Origin of the sequence: Thomasclavelia sp., assembly GCF_047249845.1 — a bacterium.
Lineage (GTDB): Bacteria > Bacillota_I > Bacilli_A > Erysipelotrichales > Coprobacillaceae > Thomasclavelia.
On the sequence record NZ_JBKTWO010000001.1, the window covers coordinates 80,961 to 103,289 of the forward strand.

The 22,329-nt window shown below is 29.9% G+C and carries 3 protein-coding genes; all 3 read left to right on the plus strand.

What is annotated here, in order from left to right; translation table 11 throughout:
- The first annotated feature begins 146 nt into the window (after positions 1-146).
- On the plus strand, positions 147-19,952 hold the full coding sequence (locus ACLR9T_RS00360; protein WP_413107544.1) for a hypothetical protein: 19,806 nt from the start codon (positions 147-149) through the stop codon (positions 19,950-19,952).
- A gap of 133 nt (positions 19,953-20,085) precedes the next feature.
- Positions 20,086-20,808, plus strand: a complete 723-nt coding sequence (locus ACLR9T_RS00365) for a LytR/AlgR family response regulator transcription factor (RefSeq protein WP_413107545.1) — start codon at positions 20,086-20,088, stop codon at positions 20,806-20,808.
- A gap of 160 nt (positions 20,809-20,968) precedes the next feature.
- A complete protein-coding gene (locus tag ACLR9T_RS00370; protein WP_413107546.1) occupies positions 20,969-22,168 on the plus strand; it encodes a GHKL domain-containing protein in 1,200 nt (399 codons plus the stop codon).
- Positions 22,169-22,329: the final 161 nt, after the last annotated feature.

A 22,329-nucleotide genomic window follows, 5' to 3' on the forward strand; every position in this document is an offset into this window, starting at 1 on the left:
GCTTATTTTTAAGTTCGTTTTTTTGATGACGTAAAAAGATAGTTATTATAGCGTAGGTGGTTTTAATGATTATTTAAATATACTATATAATATATATGAGTATATATTTTATGTATTCATAAATAGAGAAGAAAGGAGGCGTAACGATGAAAAAGAAAATCGTAGCATTTGCATTGCTGCTGACATTAGTGATAACCAATATGTCATGTATATGGGCTAATGAAGACTATAAATACCAATTGTCATATATTCAAAATGAACAAAATCAAATACTTGACTTCATAACTTTAGAAGATGCTGTTGCAGAAATTCAACAACTTAATAATGCAAGTGGTTTAAAGTTGAAAGTTACTGATGCTAGTGAAGTGATTGTATTATCAAAGATTATTCAGGAATTAACTTTGGATTTACCGGAAAAAGTAAGTTTACAGATATCTGATTGTAGTAAAATAATTTTAGAAAATAAAATTGATGCAGATCTGACAATTAATCAATCAACATTAGTAACAAGTAATGAAGATGATAAAATTAATATCGTTAAGGGAAGTAAGAATTTTCATTTAGATACAGGTAGTGGTGATGATTTTGTAAATTATTTAAATGATGGAATAATCGATGATAATATTGATGTTTTAAATGATGCCTATTTTAATAATGTTGAAACGATTAAGTTAAATAACGTATCACAAATTAATAGTGATGCAGTATTTAGTAATGATGAAAATAATCTTTATATAACTACAAGTAAGGCTTGTTATCTACTAGAACAAAAAGCTTATAGTTTTAATGGTAACAGCAGTAAAACTTTAGTTTGGAAAAGTAATATAAGTGGTTATGGACAAGAACTTACATTTAATTTAAATAACGATAATAGTAAATTTGAATTAAATCAAATTAATCCTCAAATGACAGTTAAAAAAGCAATACTAGTACTAAAAGATTCAAGTGATAGTTTGAAAGTTGCAAAAAATGAACTTTATTTTAATAATGTACTTTTAAAACTAGCAGATATTTCTAATGTTGAAATATCTGCGCGGACAATCAGTATTGCTAATGTTGAAGTAGCAGATGATGAAGGTTATCTTAAATTAATAGATAAAATAAATGGTTTAATGTTTAAGGTAAACTTTGATCGAGATAGGCAAATGCAAATTAACGGTAATATTGTTAAAGTAGCAATTGATAGTGTAATTAATAATCTTGATAAAATAAAAATTGCAGGAAATAACCTGCATTTACATGTTATTAATACTACTGTTGCCTTAGATGTTGATTATTTTGGTAGTCCAGGATTATTTTGTTATCAAGAATCAAATGGAATTAATCAAAATAGAAACTATGTAATTGATGGTAGAATCGTTAATTTATTGAATTGTGATAATATTAGTATTATCACGGATAAAACTAAAGATTATCATCTTAGGGTAGATATTTCAAAAGGAATAATTGATATCGATGGTAATAATTTAATTATTAAAGATAATGAAGGTCAGATTATAGAAACGGTTATCTTAAATGATGATTTTAATTTAGTCATTAATGGAAATGATTTAGATAGTAATTGGATTTTAACAGTAAATACCCTTTTAAATGGTAAAATCAAAATTATTGGTAATGGGGGAAATGATGTCCTTGATATCAAGAAATTACAAGCTGATAAGATTAAATTGGAATTTGATGTTGAAGAGATCAATGCTAATTTTGATCAAGATACATCATTAACTGCTCAAGAATTAATTATTAATGGCACTGCAAAAAAATTTAATGCTAATTTTGCTAGATTTGAAATTAGTGGGGCATTCAAAGTTATTATGGATCATCACTTGTCATTAGATAATCTTGCTGGATATGGATTAGGAATTGATTTATCTAGTCAGTTGAAATTAACTAATGGAATGATTAAGGCTAATGATATTGATATTGCTTTAAATAACAAGATTGAAATTGTTGATCAGGAAGTTAAATCAATGATTAATGTAAATATTGTTAATGCAGTAGAATTGTTTATGGACAATATGAAATTGATTGCAACAATTGGGGCAGTCAAATTAAAGTCTGATAGTGAAGTGATAATTGATCTTAAGACTGGAAATGGCTCTAGTAATTTATCAGTAATTACTTTAGTCTTAAATAGTCAGGCAATTAATCAATTAAATGATTGTGAAATTGACAGTGCTTTAGATGTAGTTATTAGTGCTGATAATATTTTTACTGGTAAGTTGATTAGTGATGGTGAATATCAAGCAACGGGATCAAGTGAAGCATCAAGTGGAGCATATGTTGTTATTTCAGCAATTAATCTTAAAGCATCTAGTGAAATAGGTGCCAATATTAGATCAAAAGGTAATGTTGCAATTACAAGTAATGTTACTAATCATGCTGATTTTAGTACTAAAGTTAAAATTGGTGATGGTAATATTGATTTTGAAGGTTTAAAGAATTCATTAAATGATATTTTAGATTTTGTAGATGATAAAATTAGTAACAGTAAGATATTAGATTTAGTTAGAAATACTTTAATTGATATTTTAAGTATTATTAGTTCAATAGATAGTAGCAGCAGTGATTTGAATATGCAATTACTAGGACAACTAGTAGGTTCTGGGGTAATTAATTATATGAATATTATTAATCAAGCAAACCTAACTGGTAATCTAAAAATTGTTGGAAATATTCAGATTTTGGCTAATCGCGATGATATTATTACAATTGTAGCTGATGGTAGTGCAATTAAAGAAACTGGTTATTTTCAAAAAACACCAGGTGCTGGAGTTGCTCTTACACTCAATATAATTTTAGTTGATCAAAAAGCTTCATTAAATTCTGTAAAGACATTAGCTGATACACTGACAATTAGCAGTTTGGCAAACAGTAAATATGATATTAATGTCAAAGGCGGTTATGTAAAAGAAGGATTTGGTAGTGGTGGCGCTATTAATGGTAATTTTATTACAATTGATAATCAAGCTATCATTTGTAAAGATAGTAATTTAGTCCTTGAACAAGATGTAGTTGTTAAAGCTAAGGAAGATACAGCGATTACAATCATTAGCGATGCTAATGGTGATGGTGGCAGCTTTGGCAGTGCTATAGGATTATTAGTTTATTTAGATAATGTTAAAAGTATTATAGAAAATAATATAACTTTTAATAAAGTTAGTAATTTAAATATTGAAGCTGTTTCTAATGCAATGATCAAAAATGATATTATGGCAGGAGGAAATGGAGGAACTTCAAAGGCACCAGCATTTGGTGTTAATGTATTGGTTAGTAGAGTAGAAGTATTGTTAGATAGTGGGGATGTTATTAATGCTAAAGACATTAATATTTATGGTGAAGCAGTTAAAACACTAACTTCAAATCTAACAAGTAATTTATTAGCAGGAACGCCTGGTTTAGGCAGTTCGGTAGGAATTAATATTATTAGTGGTAAAGTAGATGCTAAATTATTACGAAGTGTTAATATTGATAACTTGAATATTTCGACTAAATATAATACTCGTAGTGATCTAGTAGTTATTGCATCACCTGATGGTGAAATTAATCAAGAAGATGATTTGTCTATTAAGGATTTTGCACCCTCAAAAATCTATGATAATGTTCGTAAGTCAATTAGTAATTCAATTGATAATATTACAACTTCAATCAAAGATTTTAATTTATTAGATAACTTATTTAAAGTTGAATATGATACTACTGAAGGTGAAGTAGCAAAAGCTTCAACAGTAGTTGGCAATGTAGTAATTGGTGAAGCTAATGCAATAATTGGTGAAAATGTTAAAGTAAATGCTAAGGGCAATGTAGATGTTTTAGCAAAGGCAGCAGTTAATTTATACTGTCTAGCTTATTCAAATGTTGAAGGTCAAGATGGAAAATCAGGTGGAGCTGCAGCGGTAGCGGGAATTATTGTTAAATATGCAAATAATGCATTAGTCAATGGTGATATCGTAGCTGCCAATCTAACTGTTAAATCAGTTACTGATGAAGTTGAAAAAATTATTGATTTAGATAGTAGTAAAATTGCTACCAATGATACTAATACGTATATTTTATCAACTGTTTCTGGAACTGGTGGAGCAAATAGTTCTAAGAGTGGTTCAGTTGTAGTTGCTTATATTAGCCAAAATTATCAGGCTAAAGTGACTGGAAATGTTGATTTATCAGGAGCATTTGAGGTGATTAGCAGTGTTCATGAAAAAATTCTAACTAGTGCTTTAGCTAGTCCTGATGTTGAATTTGGTGTTAAGATTGGATGGAAAGCTAAATCTAAAGGTACTGGAATTGGGGTCAGTGTTAATTTTGTGGATACACAAGTAAAAGCAATAGTTGGAGATGAAAATAAAAAAGTTACTATCAAGGCTGATCGAATTAAAGTATTAGCTGACTATGCCACTGATACAACAGTAGTAGTAGAAATAGGTGAAACGAATTCAATGGCATCTAATAAATCTACTATGGATGGGGCAGTAGCAGTCAACTTAATTGAACCAGTTATTAATGCTAAAATTAATAATGTTAACTTAGATATAACAAATGATTTAGATGTAAATGCAAATTATACTGGAAGTACGAATACTAAAATAGCTGCTCAAGCTTCAGCCGGTAGTAAAAGCAATGGGGGAACAGTTTCATATTTATTGATTCGTTCTGATTTAGAGGCTAGTGTAAATGCTGATGGTAAAGTGGGTAAAACAGCTAGTATTCTTTCTAATGCTGATATCTTTAATGATTTGTATGCTGAAGCAACAGCTGAGGGTGCATTGATTGGTAAGTATACCCAAGTTTTGAATATTGATTTTAAAGCTGAATTAAAAGCTCAGTTTAAAGGTAAAACAACACCTTTATCTTCTCTGGCAAGTAAAATTGCTGGTAAATTTGGGGGAACTGGAGGAACTTCGCTATCAACGGGTCTGTTAGCATCTAAAGATGTAACAACACCAGACACTAAAGATCAATCTGGTGGTGAAAAACAAAAAGGGAATCAGGTATCCATCAGTGCAGCTTTATCAATGATGATGCTTGAAAATACTGTTAAAGCTTTTGCAACTGGTGGTCTAACGGTTGGTAAATTGAATGTTACAGCTTTAAATAATTCAAATTATCATATTGTTAGTGTTGGAAATGCTAAAGCTAATAAAACTGCTGTTTCGTTAGGAGTTGCTGTAGTCTTTAGTGAAAATAATACAACAGCATATATTGGTGATGTTACAAGTAATGGAACTATCGATGTTAATGCAACTAATCGAGTAAATTATGATGATAAATATTTAAATGATTTAACTATTTCAGTTTACAATAAAGCAAAAGCTAAAAGTGATATTGGAGGCGAAGATAGTGGTTCGTTAACTTTGGCAGGGGCTGGAGTTTATTTAGAAGTAAATGATCGTACAGCAGCCTATATTAGTAATGGTGCTAAGGTTATCGCTCAAGATAAAATTAGTTTAAATGCTCAAGAATTCTCTAAGTATGCGATTAGAGCTTTAGCATATAGTACTAGTAATGAAACTAAAGGTAATGGAATTGGCCTTGGTTTTGCAATGTTGAATATTAATAGTGCTTTAGAAAGTTATATTGATCAAAATGCTTATGTTAAAGCAAGTGATCTCGATATTCTTTCAAATAAATATGATGTTGATTCAAATAAATTTAAATTTGAAATTGAGTTTCCAGATCTTGATTTAGGAAATTTAACTGATTTAGATAGCGAAATCATTGATAAATTAAAAGAACAGTTACTACAGGCAACCGCATTTTTATCAATGCATAATTATTATGTAGATGTTTTAGGTGGTAGTACTGATTCTAAAGGCAGCTTTAATGCTTCTGGAGCAGCAGGCGTAATTCTCTTTAAAGATAAACTACGCAGCTATATTAGTGATAATGCTATTATTGAATTAATAGGGAAATTAAATATCAATGCTAACTGTGATACTTCATTAATGATGATTACAGGGGCATTAGCTACTACTGAAACAACAGCTGTAGGATTGAATTGCATCATGGTTGAAAATGAAAATATAGTTGAAGCTTTTATTGGTAAAAATTGTAATATTAATGCTAGATCTTTAAATATCAGTGCTAAAGATGATAAAGAGGCATTGATGGTTGGAGTTGCTGCAGGTAAATCGGAAAAGGCTACTATTGGTGGTGCGGTAAATGTGATTTTATCAAATAATCAAGTAAATGCTTATGTTGATGAACATAGTAAGTTATTTATTGTTGAAGATTTAACAATTTTAGCTGAAAATTTATTTGAGTCTGATAATATTATGTTAAATGGATTTATTGGCGGTAAATTTGGAATGGCAGCAAGTGTTTCTTTTATTGATTTTACTGGAAATACTTATGCAGGAATTAAAGATGGTGTTGTAGTTGCTGGATTTAATAAGCTTGACAGTTTTGCTGGCAGTTTATCAGTAAAAGCAGTTGCTAAAGAAGATATCATGACCGTAATTTTTGGTGGTGGTTATTCATCATCAGCTGCTGTTGAGGGAACTGTTGCTTATAAAAATATTAATTCTACAATTAAAGCCATAATTGGTGATAATTGTGATATAAAGGTCAAACAATTAAATTTAGATGCAGACAGCAATACTAGAATGCTTGGTATTTTAGGTGGTATTACTGTTAGTAAAGGTGGAGCTGTTGGTGGTGCTAGTGATTCAAATAATTATAAAAAGCATATTTATAGTAAAATCGGGGCTAGCCGAATCAATACCAAGTATAATCTATCAGTTAGTAGTAATAGTACTGACTATGTTTTATCAATCGTAATTGGAGTTGGAGGCAGCAAAACAGTAGCCTTAAATGGTTCAATACCAGTAACGATAATTGAAAATGAAATTGAGGCATCACTTGATGGTGATGATGAAGAAATTACAGTTGGTGAGGATTTATTGATTAACACGCTTCATAATTTAACATTAGTTGAATATGCGGGTTCCCTTAATGCTTCAAAAGTAGCTGTTGGAGCAGCTGTAACAACGATTACAGTTACAGGGTCATTAAAAGCTTATCTAAACGGTCGTAATATTAATGCTAAATCAGTTAGTGTTAAAGCAATTAAAGAAGACGATTATAATGTTGGTTCGATCTCTGGTGGGGCTGCTAGCAGTGTAGCTGCTGAAGGGGCTGTTCTTACATTATTAGTAAATAGTGAAGTATTAGCTATAATTGGTAAAGATAGTCAATTAAATTTGGCTGGAGATTTAAGTGTTTTAGCAAGTAATAAAATAACCAATATTTCATGTACTGGAGCCTTATCAGCAGCTGGTTCAGTTGGAGTTGGAGCAAGTGTTGTAACCCTTACTTTATCTAGTCAAGCTAGCTGTATCATTGATGAAAATGTTATTGTTAAGGGTAGTGAAAATGTTGTAATAGTTAGTGATGTCGATTATCAATTTGATATTTATGTTGTTGGTTTTGCAGCAAGCGGTTCAGTAGCTGTTGGGGCTAATGTGATTACGATTGTTTTTGATAGTGTTGTGAATGCTAAAATAAATAAGAATAGTAATATTAGCGGTGATGGCAGTCTATTGATCATGGCTCGTGAAAATCAGCATTTAGATGCAAAATTAGGTGGTATTGCTGGAGCTGGTGCGGTTGGTATTAATGCTTCAGCTATTACGATGGTAGTATCTTCTAACGACAATATCGAAATCGGTGATAATACTATTATTAATTTATCTGGTAATAAAAATGCCAGCTATGATGGAATTATTGCTACGGGAATTAAAATCTCGGCGTTTGCTAATCAGGAATATTATACTTATTTAGCAGTGGCATCAGGTTCAGGTACTGTTGCTGTAAATGCTAATGCAGTTGTTTTAATTCTCAAAAATAAGGTTGGTATTAACAGTGGTGCAATGAGTTCGTTGACGACAAGCAAAGATGTTAATATTAATGTTGAAAACAATACAGATTTAAAAGCCTATATTGGGGCTTTAGCTATCAGTGGTACTGTTGCTGTGGTACCAGGGGTATTATATGTTAACTCAACTAAGAGTGGCAAAATTAATTTATTAAGTGATATCAATGGTGCTGATGTTAATATCAATAGTTTTGATTCAAGTAATTTTGAGGGAATCTTAGTTGGTGCTGGTGGTTCAATAGTAGCAGTTAATGGTATTGCTTTAGTCTTAATGATCGATGATACGGTAGCATCTAATGTTAATGGTGGTACAATTAACGCTGTTAATGTTGATGTACAAGCAGCAAATAAAGTTAAAAATCGCATTTTAACAGGAACTTTTAATGCTGGTGGAGTAGCTGTTGGTTTACAAACGATCGTCATTATGATGAATAGTTCAATCGATGCAGCAGTTAATCATGTTAATGCTAATTCATTAGTAGTTAAGGCTGCGGGAATTGAGGATTTTGATAATATTGCGGCAATTGGCGGCAGTGCTGGTGGAGTAGCTGTAGCAGGTAGTGCGCTAGTAATTATTTTAAACAATATAGTCAGTGCTAAAATCAATGCACAAGCAAATGTCAAAGCGAATACAATAATCGTTGAAGCTGATGATGATATTATAATTGGAGCTAATGCTGGTAGTGCCGGTGTTGGAGCAATTGGAGCTGGAGCAGCAGTCAATGTATTATTAATTAAAAATACAATTAATGCTCAAGTTGGCCATGATGCTTTGCTTACGGGTATTAATGGCAATTATGCTACGTCAATAAAGGTCTTAACCAAAGTAACTCGGGATATTAAAGCCATAACTGCTTCAGCAGCTGTTGGCGGTGTTGGTATTTCAGGTAATGTTCTTGTTTTAAGTATTGGTAGTGTGGTTGATTCTCAAATGAATGAAGCACTTAAAATTAATAATCAGAACCAGATTGTAGAAATACAAAATGCAATTAATAAAATAGATTTATCAAATGCTCAAAATGTTGCTGGTGGTGATTTAGAAGTTGATCTTGGCCAGGCAGTTAATGCAGCTAAGGTAAGTGATAGTAATAGTGCCATCGTTGAACAAGGAGCATATCTTAAAGCTAATGATGTGGAAATAATTGCTGATGATAAAACAACTTTAACGGTATTAACAGGAGCTGCTACAGCTGGTTTAGTTGCTTCAGTTGGAGCTGCAGTATCAGTAATTACAATTGGTAATAAAGTAAATGCAATAGTCAATGGTAATATTGATGCAACTAATACAATTAAGATTCATGCCTTAGCTGATGAACACAGTTATGATATTACTTCAGTAGCTGGCTCAGGTTCGATTTTTGTTAGTTTAGGTGCCAATGTTGGAATTGTAAATATTAGTACCATTATTAATGCAGCAGCTGGTAATATGGCAAGTTTTAAGAATTTTGAGATGTTAGATATTAAGGCAAATTATCAAAGTAAAAATAGTGAGTTAATTAAATTAAATGTTGGTTCGATTAGAGCCGGTGGTTTAATGGCAGCAGGAACAACAGTTGTTACATTGAATTTTACAGCAGCTTTAAAAGCAATGATTGGTGATGGTAAAACAAATACAGTGTTAATTGATGCTGTCAATGGAACTATCAATGCTTCAAGTAAACTAATTAATTCAGCAGTAATTAATGGTATTGCTTCAAATGGTGGTATTATTTCCGGTGATGCAATTGTTTTACTTGTCAATGCTAAGGGCTCAAGTACTGTCTATGTAGGCGGTAATAGTTGTCAAATTAAAACGATTAATGCAATTAATAATGTCCAGCAGCCTGTTACGATTAGTTTAAGAACTGATAATTATGGGGCTTATCAAGGTGGAATGATGGTCGTTAATGTTACTAGCCAATCAAATATTAATAATTTTGTTTATGGAAATATTAAAGCGAGTCAGGATATTAATTTAAAAACTTATTATAATACTGATGATAATAATAATCAGAGTGCTAAAATGACAATTAGTACCAAAACCGGTTCAGGAAGTTTAGTTGGGGTAGCAGGAGCGATTCCAACAATCAAGGAGTCTTCAAATATTAACAATACAATTATTGGAAATATTGAAGCAAATAACGTATCTTCAATTATTAGAGCACGTTTAGATATTTATCTAACGATGAGCGGAGCTAGTGCGGGATTAGTTAGTGGGGCAGTAAAAACCATAACAGTTACTACCGATGCAAATATTTCTAATAATATTGGAGACAAGAGTTTATTAAAAGTAACTAATTTAACCTTAAATAATATAATTCGAACTTATCAGGATATTGAAATTACCGGGGTTAGTATTACTGGTATTGGGGTCAATACAACGATCGTTGATGCCAAGATCACTCCTACAATATCAATTAATGTTGGTAATGGTGCTAGTATTTTTGCTAAAGATAAAATTGAATTATATAACTGGTACAATGTTCAACCGTTATTTATTAGTGATAATTTATCATCACTAACCAATACGGGAATCAAAGTCATTACTTCATCAAATGGCGGCAGCTTAATTGGTGGTGATGGAACCAAGACTTATTTAAATCATAATAGTAAAATTTATACGCATATTAATGCTAATGGAGTTGTATATGCTGGAAATGCTGTTAAGATTGCAAGTTATGGTGCTTTTGATGCTAATTGTGAATATAATTCAGCGACTCTTTCATTGATTTCAATAGGTGCCAATTTAGTTACTGTTGATGTTAGTGGAATTATCTTGAATGAAGTTCATGAAAATGCTCAAATCATTAGTCATGCCATCGTTATCTTTGCTATTAATTGTGGAGATATTAAGGTTACAACAATTCAATCAAGTGCTGGAATTGCAGGTGGCAATGGTAATGAAATTGATGTTACAGGTACGTTTAATATTAAAAACCAATTTGATAGCAGCGGTAAATTGATGACTTTAGATAAAGAAAGTTTACAATCATGGTTAACAAATAATAACATTAGTAATTTTATTATTAATCAAAATTTCACTGATGCTACTGTTGATGCTGGTGCAATTGCAATTTATGCTCTTGGATATTTGAAAATCCAGGGAACTGTTGAGGGTAAATCTTTATCCGGGGTTAACGTTGGAGTTTCTAATATTGACTATAGTACAACTATCAATGTTAGTAATATTTTTAAAGATAAAAGTGAAATCAATTCTTATCGTAGTTTAAGTATTCAAGCTTTCTATAGCGGGGATATTACTTTGACAGCTAAGACCTCATCAGGAAATCTTATTGGAATTGATAGTACAAAAACGAAATTTAGAGAAACTACAAATATCTTAAATCAATTTGAAAACAATGTAGTAATTAAAGGACAAACAGTTGCTATTCAGGCAGTTCGGGCTCTTAATAGTGCTAATATAACCAATGATTGTAATCAAGCTGGGATTATTGGCAGTGGTAAAAGTGAATTAGATATTACTTTTGCTGGTGATGCAAAAAATAACTTTGGTACAAATGTTACAATTCAAACAACAGGTGATCTAGCAATAGAAGCAACTATTAATATTGAAGGGATTAAAGTGTTAAATTATGGTGGTTGTCCTATCTCACTTATTTCTGGTGATACAACGAAATCAACATTAACAATCAATTCCGGTGCTTATGTAACATTTGGAAATAATTTAGTTATAAACAGTGATGGTGATGTTGCTATTATTGCCAATATTGGTAATGTTACAGCTCATGTAGAGACTGTAATTCCTGATAAATATAGTGCAGTAACTGCTAACTATGCAACGACGACAATCAATGTTTATACTAATGGTAAGATTGATTTAGCAAATCAAGCAAATATTCAAGCGAGTGGTGATCTTACTTTAAGAGTTATTATTACAAAATTAGATTTATATGCTAAAGCTTATTCAAAAGTTTATGCAGCAGGATCTTATTCACATGCTAAATCTTATATTAACTTGAAAAATATTCTTTTAGCAATCAATGGATCTAATGCAACTTTAAAAGCAGGTAAGACTTTAGAAATTCAAGTTTTAACAAGTGATGATCTAAGTTGTCATACGTATGCGTTTGCTGAAATAGGTGGCGGGGTAACTGGTAAAGTTTATGCTACTTCTAATGTAAATATTAGAATTGACTCTAATATTACTTTAACAGGTAATGGAGATTATACGGGTAAGGATGTAAGTATCTATGCCCAAACACCAACTCAGGATGATAAGATTCAAAATCAAGAAGCTCATTGTGAGGCTAAAACAGTAGTTAATTATGTTCATCAAACAATAAAAAAAGTTCTTAGAGTTGTTGAAACAGTTACAGAAAAAATTTGTGGCTGGTTACCTTGGCCACTTAATAAACTAGTGAAATGGATCGTTAAAACGGTTGTTAAATTCATTGAAGTGGTAGTTGATGTAGTTGTTGAAGTTATTTTAGGCAGTGATGTTAAAAAAGATACTGATGGATATTTTGATGATTATAATTCTTCAAAAATTATAATTGATGGAACGATCAATTATGGAATGAGTGCTGGTTTAACGATTGTTGTTGATGCTAATGGTAATGTTCAAGCACCAACAGGAACAAAATGGCATCGTGAAGGCAATAAGATTATAATTGATAGCTTTGGAAGTTTAGGAATAGGTTCATGTAAGATAGTCTCAGCAACAGGAACTCTTCATGGAGCGATGACAATAGTTCGTAATTCATTATTAAGTGATATTAAGATCACTAATAATTCAAGTTATGATTTATATATTGGAACTTTAGATTTATCAAATAACAGTGCTGAAGATGCTGATTATATTATTCAATGTATGGATAATCTTTATGATAGTAATGGCAATATAATTCGTTCATCAAATTATAAAATCACAGAAACCTATAAAAATAGTCAAAATATTGATGAATTGAAAGCCACAATTACTTCAACAGATTCTAAGGCTAATGTTTATTTAACGGGAGATCTCTATCTACCAGGATTTATGTTAGTAATGGATATTGCAGGAAGTTGTTATACAACTGGCAAAAGTGAATTATTTATAGGTAATTTAAAAATTAATAAATTAATTAATTTAGGTACTAAAGATAATTATTTCTTAGTTTATTTTGGTGGTGGCGATTTTAATTCAACTTTTGAAATGAGTGTTGTAGAAGCTTATTTAAGAATTGTCTTAGAAGAGGTCGTAGATGGAAATTTAGCTGATTATCAAAATAAGCAATTAGTATTAGAAATCAATAAATTAGTAGCTGCTGGTAATTTATCATTATCATTAGCTGATGGAATTATTACGACTAATAAAGCGACAATAAATACTAATGTTACTTTAGAACCGATTTATGAAAAACAAATTAAAGCTAAATATACAGTTGATGAAGAAGGTAATATTCTTTATGAATATGTATTAGATGCTAATGGTAATAAAATAATTGCTAAAGATGAAGAAGGTAATGAACTATATGTTGTTGATGAAGATGGAAATATTTATTATCAATATGAGATCGTTACTGAAGAAGTTGAAGTAATTATTGATTATCGTGAAGTTATTTCAAGCAGTACTAGTGATATTACAACAATGAGTGTTGTTAGTAATTTAAATATTAAGGGTAATATTGTAGTTAATAGTTTTGATTTGAAGGCTGGAAATACTAATTTGATTTTCATGGAAGGAAGTTTAAACAGTAATGATGGTGTAAATATTATTATTGGTGGTGTAATTAATACAACAAAGACTTCAGGGGTAGATATTACAACTGATAAATTAACAATTATTAATACGGGAAATAATGTTATTAATAAGTTATTTATGAGTGTTGATGAAATTGAAATAAGAGGATTTGATAGTATTGATATCATTAACAATAAAGATTTAAGTGGTCTTGTTAATGGTGTAACTGCTAAAATTACTGCTAAAGCAGTTAATTTACAAAATAGCAGTATTGACTATCTGATTGTTAATGCAACTGATAAAGTTAGTGTTAATGGAACTATTAAAAATGTAAGTATTGATACTTTAAAAGATATTATATTAGTAACGGATGTAGATTTGGTTGTTAATCATATTTATACTGCAGGCAATCTTGATTTAGAGGTCAATGGTAAGCTTACAGCTAAGAGTGATGTAACAAATGTCAAAGCAATTAATATTACGATTCAGGCAAATATGATAGGTAATACGGATAATTTCTTAGTGATCGATATTGATGGAACAGCTGATCTAATATCAGGAAAAGATGTTTATCTTGAGATTTTAAGTGATTTAATAATCAAAAAAATAACTGCAAAAGATACTGTCTTCTTAAAAGGAACGGGTAATATTAGTCAAATCGATAATGGTAAAATTATTGGTAAAAATTTAGTTATTGATATTACTGGGGATTTAGGAACAGCGCTCCAAGTAATTAGTTTGGATATTGAAACAATTGATTTAACAAGTTCTAATGCATACTTTAGTAATGCTTTAGAAAATGATTTACAAGTTATTAAAATGAATGTTAATGATGTAATTTGTTTAATGGCAGGTAATCTTACAGGAATTAATGAAATTTCGGGAAATTATCTAATTGCTAAGATTTCTGGTAATTTTGGTAAGATAGAAAAAGTCATTAAAACAAATGTTGATAAGATAAAGCTTAATGTTAGTGGATCGATTTATTTAAACAATAATCTAACTAAAGATTTAATAATAGAAAGTATCATAGCTAGAAATGAAATTATTATGGCATCTGGAAATATCCAGGTAAGCGATGATAGACAAAACAATATCGAAGCTAAACGTCTAGAAATGAATGTAGCAGGAAGTATTGCAAGTAGTTTAGCGCCAATCAAAATGTTAGTAGAAAAGATAAAGATAACAGTACAAGATGATATTTATCTAGTTAATGATCTAACTAAAGATTTAACAATAGAAAGTATCATAGCTGGAAATGATGTTGTGATGACTATAGGCAATGCTGCAATTGGTTCGTTAGCTGCTAATGGTAATGTTGATTTAAATGTAAGTGGAAATATTATCGCAAGTAGTGATGAAGTTAATATAGTTGCTAATCGTTTGCAAATTATTATCAGTGGTGATGTAGCAGAATTTGATGAGGTGTTGAAAACCTCTGTAAATACTTTATTAATCATTGCAGGAGATAGTATCTATATAACCAATGATTCAGAAAAAGATTTATTAATTGAAAATATGACAAGCAATCAAGAAATTGGGTTGATAACTGGTAATTTAACAGTTATGAATCTAGTCACTGATGATTTAGAGATCAGAGCAAAAACAATGGCAGTTGCTTATTTAGAGGCAGCAGTGGCTAAACTAACAGCAGCAGGCGATATTACCGGTTTAAATGATCAGACTAATATTAAAACAGCTAAACTAGTAGCTGATGTAGAGGGAGATTTTGGTAAACAGGATCATTTCATTAATACCGATATTGATACATTAGTAATTGAAGCTGATAAAAATATTTATTTAAATCAAAATATTAAACGTGACTTATTAGTTGAAAAAGCCGAAGCTTTAAACGGCTGGATCGATATTAACAGCGGTGAGATTAAGATTCTTGACTTATATTCAAGGAATTTAGGAATTACTTCTAATGAAAGTCTGGTATTAGGAAGTTTAACAATTTTTGATCAGGTTATCTTGGAGATCACAGGAGATGTTAGTGCTCTTGATAATGAAGACTATTCTTTGGCTGCCAATCGCGTAGATGCAAGAGTAGGGGGAGACTTTGGAACTGGGGAAATGCCGGTTCGTTTCCAGATAAATGAATTATCGATCATTGCAGGGGATAATATCTATATAACCAATGATTTAGAAAAAGATTTATTAATTGAAAATATGACAAGCAATCAAGAAATTAGGTTGATAACTGGTAATTTAACAGTTATGAATCTAGTCACTGATGATTTAGAGATCAGAGCAAAAACAATGGCAGTTGCTTATTTAGAGGCAGCAGTGGCTAAACTAACAGCAGCAGGCGATATTACCGGTTTAAATGATCAGACTAATATTAAAACAGCTAAACTAGTAGCTGATGTAGAGGGAGATTTTGGTAAACAGGATCATTTCATTAATACCGATATTGATACATTAGTAATTGAAGCTGATAAAAATATTTATTTAAATCAAAATATTAAACGTGACTTATTAGTTGAAAAAGCCGAAGCTTTAAACGGCTGGATCGATATTAACAGCGGTGAGATTAAGATTCTTGACTTATATTCAAGGAATTTAGGAATTACTTCTAATGAAAGTCTGGTATTAGGAAGTTTAACAATTTTTGATCAGGTTATCTTGGAGATCACAGGAGATGTTAGTGCTCTTGATAATGAAGACTATTCTTTGGCTGCCAATCGCGTAGATGCAAGAGTAGGGGGAGACTTTGGAACTGGGGAAATGCCGGTTCGTTTCCAGATAAATGAATTATCGATCATTGCAGGGGATAATATCTATATAACCAATGATTTAGAAAAAGATTTATTAATTGAAAATATGACAAGTAATCAGATTATTGATTTGATTATTGGTAAGGCAACGATTAATTATTTGGCAACAAATAACCTCAACTTAATAAGCAATGATCTAATAATCAAAGAGATGCAAATAAATGAATTAGCAAAACTAGATGTAGATGGTGATATTGGAGTAATTACAGGAAATGATCATAATTTTAGTGCTAAACGATTAGAATTAACGCTTAGTGGTAATCTGGGTAGTGAAGATGTGCCTGTATTAGCTTCGATTAGCGAAATGAATGTGATTGCAGGGGATAATATTTATCTTAGTAATGATGATGGTCTTGATTTATTAGTTGAAAAAATGAGCAGTAATCAATTAATCGTCTTAATTACAGGAAATGTGGAAATTGTTAATTTAGAAACTACTGATTTAATATTGAGCGCAAATAATTTGATTCTTGATCAAATTATTGTTAAAGAAACAGTGAGAATGCAATTATCTGGTAATTTAACAGTTCGACAAGAATTGGATTCAAAGAATATTCTTGGTGATAAATTTAATATTATCGCTAATCGTTTGGAAATCAGTTCAAGTGGAAATATTGCAGAAATTGATTTACCACTTTATGGTGCTGTTAAGATAATGAATATTACAGCTGGTGATAATGTTTATTTAACTAATGATGTAACTTTAGATTTATTAATTGAAAATTTAGCTAGTAATGAAATAATGGCAGTTGTTATGGGAAATGTGGAAATTACAAGTTTAACAACTAAACAACTAGATTTAGTAAGTAAAGAAATGCTTCTTACTAAAATTATAGCAGAGCTTGCTAAAATGGAAATTAATGGAAATCTTATTGTAAACACTGTTGATGATGCTAATTTAACAGCAGATATCCTTGATTTAACAGTTAGTGAAAATATCGGTGAACAAGATAATGTAGTTAATTCAGCGGTTAAAGTAATGCAAGTAATTGCTAATAAGGAAATTTGTTTGAGTAATGATAAGAACCTTGATTTATTAATTAAAGAAATAATTAGTAATGAGTTAATTCAATTAGTAGTTGGAAATGTAGAGATTTATAATTTACAAACAGCAAATTTATTATTAGATGGTAATGATCTTATTTTAACTAAGATGGTTGGAAACAAACAAATTGTTCTTAACTTATCTGGTAATCTTGAAGTAAATAATAGTAATACTAATAATTTATCTACTAAGAGCTTAAAAGCGGATATTGCTGGTAATATTGCTAGTGATAAAACCCCATTGAAAATGGATGTTGAAGAACTTACATTAGCTGCAGCAAATGCCTATATAAATAATGATCAAGCAACAGATATCACCATAAATAAATGGTTAGTTGGTCAAGATAGTAAATTTAATTTTAAAAATGCAACTATAAATTATTTAAAGACTGGTAATAGCTTAAAACTTACTGGTGATAAACTTAAGGCACGAGATATAATTGCTGGTAATGAAGCTAAAATTGGTGGTAATATATTAAATATTGCTAATATCAAGGCTGGCAGTGTTGATATTCAGGGTGCTGATTCCAAAATTGATACGATCGTAGCAGCTATGAATATTAAGATTAATTCTCCTGTTTTAGAATTAAATAAAGTTAGTGGTAATGATTTATTTGTTTATACAGGAAGTAATTTAATCATTGAGTCTTCTTTAACAAGTGAGACAATTACAGCACAAAGTTTAAAGCAAACCAACATAGGTAATTTATTGATCAATATAATTAATACTAATGGTATTATTGAATTAAATAATCATGGTGATGTTAGTGGTCAAAATGGTGTAACTAATATCAATGGACCAGTGTTAATTATTAAAGCTAATAATGTTTTGAATCTAGTTACAAATATTGATGCATTAAAAATAGATGCCAGTGTAGTTAAATTGAATAATCTTAAAGGTTTAACAGTTAGTGGAAATACTAGTAATAGTACATTTGTTGTTAATGGTAAAGTTAATGCAAATAACTTTATTGCCAATTCATTATTAGATCTTAAATCGGGAAGTCTTAGTGGAAATTTAGTGGCTAATACACTTAAATTAGTTTGTGGTTCAGTTGATTTAAAAGCAAAAATTCACAAACTTGATGCTATTATTAGTGGTAAGTTTAAAATAGTTAATCAAGGAAGTTTACAGATTGATCGCATGCAGGCTAGTAATATTGATTTAACAAATTTTGGTGATGTTAATAGTGCAAAACAGGCAATTGCTGGAGATGGTATGGTTTTTGATATTCAAGGACAGGCAGTTTTAAATACTAGTGTTAATAGAATAGCTGGTCAAGCTAGTACTGGAATTGAAATCAATAATAGTAAAAATTTAAAAATAGATACTATTGAAAGTAAAGATGGTGTTACTAGTGGTGGAGATTTAAAATTAGTAATTAATGGGGATTTAGATGTTAATAGAAAGCTGCAAGGTAATAATCTTCTTGATGTAACAGCTAATTCATTAAATATTCCAGCTGCTCTTTTGGCTAATACAATTATCTTAACTGGTAAAGAAAAAGCTATTATTAATGGTGAAATTATAAGTAATGATTTTACTTTGAATGGTGCTAATGAAAATGATTTGATCATTAGTGATACGATGGGAAATGTTACTGTAAAAATGCCAGATAATAATAGTAATACAAATATTATTATCAATAGTCTATCAAAATTATTTAGTTACCAAGGTGGATTAGGTAATGATATTGTTAAAGTACTAGTTAATCAAATAACAGGAAAAATGTCATTTGCTAGTCAAGGTGGTAAGGATAGTGTTGCAATTGATTTAGCTAATGCTAAAGGAAAAGCAGCAATTGATATTAATTCATTTCATGATGTTATGATGATGTTAGGCAGTAAAAATGATAATTATCGTTTTGATCGAAAAATGATGAGTGTTTCTAATGAACAGTTTGAAGGAAAAGTTCAAGCTAATAAAATTAGTAATTATAAAGTTATTGATCAGGGTGGTAAAAATGAATTTATCTTTGTTGATACTTTTGCTAAAACGACTATCAATTCTGGAAATGGCAATGATACTTTTAAAATAGGTGTTATTGTTAAAAATAGTGATAATGCAACTGATACAACAGAAGGTTATCTAAGTTATGGTAATAGTCATAAATTAGTGATCGATGCTGGTAATGGTAATAATTCTTTTAGAATTTATAGTTCTAAAAAAGGTTTAGAGATTATTTCTGGTAATGGAAATGATACTTATGAGTTAAAAACATTTATTAAAGAAGATGGATATAAAACTTATCAAAACGGAAAGATTAAGATAACTGATCGTGGTGGTAAGAATGTAATTAGCATAATCAAAGCATCAATGTTTAACAAATATGATATTGATGATAGTAGCGTTTTAGGAGATGGTTTTGATTTAGAGTTTACTGGTATTGATAAAGTGAATGTTAAATCATTTAAACCAGCCGATGGGGCAACTAAAGCATCTAGTTTAGCTGTTGATATGCAATATAGCATTATTATGCTGGTTCAAAATTATAGTTTATATCTAATCGTTTTTGGTTTAATGGTTTTAGCATTAGCAATTTTCATTATAAAAAAAAGATCTATAGTAATAAAAAAAGATAAAATCAGGTGCTAATATTGCACCTGATTTTACAATTTTGTAATAACAATACATTAATAGTATCATTTATCGACGTAAAATGCATAGATTTTAATTTAATTGAATGATATAATTTTTTATTAGAAGTGTTCTATAAGGAGGGAAAAAAGTGCGTATTGCAGTGTTAGAAGATGATAAAAATGAATTAGCTGAACTGCTATTAGCTTTAAAGGAGGGCTGGAATCCAATTGGGGCAGTGGAGTGCTATAACTCTGGTGAACAATTACTTTTAAGTGCAATAGCTAATAACTTTGATATTGCTTTTTTAGATATATACATGAAGAATGAAAGTGGTATAGATATTGCTAAAAAACTACTTGAGATATCCCCAAATGCAGAGATTGTATTTACTACTACAAGTTTAGATCACGCCATTAAGGCATTTGAATTAAATGCACTTCATTATTTGGTAAAACCAGTCACAAAAGAAATGATAAAAGATCTTTTACAACGATATAATGCTAAAATAAAAAAGAAAAGACCGGTTATTTTAGTTAAAGTAGGGCGTAATCATCAATTGCTGTTTTTAGATCAGATTACATATCTTCAAAGTAACAACCATATGACAATTATTAATTTATTAGGTTCAAAAAGTATTTCTGTTTATTCAAAAATAAGTGACTTGGAAAAAGAATTAGACGAATGTTTTGTTAGGATACAAAGAGGGATAATTGTTAATATGAGTTTTATAGACAGAATGGATAGTAAAGAGTGTGTACTTCAAAATGGGGAGAAAATAATGCTGAGCCGTAAGGAAAAAAGGATAATTCGGAAAATTTATGAAAATTATATTTTTAAATGTTTAGAGCAGCAGGAAAATAAATATGATTGATTTTTTGAGAAATAGTGGAGGCTTTTTTATTCAATTATTTCCATGTATATTGCTCTTTTTGGTATCTTTAAATGAAGATGATTTACGTTTTTGTCGAAAGCGAATAATATTATTTTTCTTATTTATAAATATTATATTATCACTTTTATTTCCTTATATAATGCAGTATATAGTTAAATTAAATATTACACCTGAACTGTTTGGTAATTTTTATATGTTATTTGTGGTAGTAATCATGCTTATTTTATTTCAATTTGTTTCTAATGAAGCATTGATTAAGAAATTATTAATAATATGTTTTATTTTGTTTTATGCAACTATTCAATATTTTGTAGCTAATTGTTTAATTACTATTGTTTCAAACAATGCTAATTTAATGGTAAGTGAAGTGTATGGTCCGTTTGCATTTTGGGTTTTCTTTTTGGAAACAATAATAATGTTACCGTTTTCGTATTTGCTTATGGTAAAGATTGTTAGACCCCACTTAGCCGAATCATCGATATTTGATTTGAAACGGGAATTCAAATTTATAATTATTGTCACATTATTTTATTTTGGATTATTAATAATTATTATGAGTATTTTATATAATGGTCCTTGGGGCAATAATATTGCTATTTTAATTACTGTTTCGTTTTTAATCTGTATTTGTGCGCTATCATTGAATTTATGGGTGTTATTCTATGAAATGCGTAGGATTCGTGAGGAAAGTATGATTAAAAGTCAAATGATGATTCAAGAAATTCAGTATCAAAAAATTAATAAAGAAATTGAAAATGCCAAACGAACTCGACATGATATACGTCATCATATGAGAACATTACAAACTCTTATTGAAAAAGGAGATAGTGATATGGCATTGGGCTATATTTATAAGATTACTAAGAATACTCAAAGTTTTGATGAACAAGAATATTGTGAAAATTTTACAATTAATACAGTACTTTGCTATTATATTAATTGGGCGAAAAGTGAAAATATTGTATGTAATGTAATTGCAAAGTGTGGAGATGTTCCTATTGATGCGCCAGACTTGACTATCTTGTTAGGGAACTGTTTTGAAAATGCTATTTTATCATGTCGTGAAGTTGAGAATAAGAAATTAATTTTAAAAATTGGAGTTGTTGGTACTACTTTTGCGGTTGAATTAACAAATTCATGTAAGGAGGTTCATTTAATTGGCTCAAGACAGAATGATAATGATTTTTTACCAATTAACTCTTTTACTTCGTTACGTTCAAGTGGTTATGGATTAAAAAGTATTGAAAATACAGTTTATAAGTACGATGGAACTGTAAGGTGTCGTTATGATAAAATCAAGCATGAATTTACTACTAGAATCATATTGAATTTTAAATAAAAAGATAAAAATTTTAAAGATGAAATTTTAGTTTTAATAAATTAAAATGAATTTATCATAACTATTAATGTACCTTGACTAAAGGAAGAAAATATGATAAATTTTTTAGAGAAAAAGTAATCTTTATTGTTGATGATAAATGCACAAATATGCATAAATTT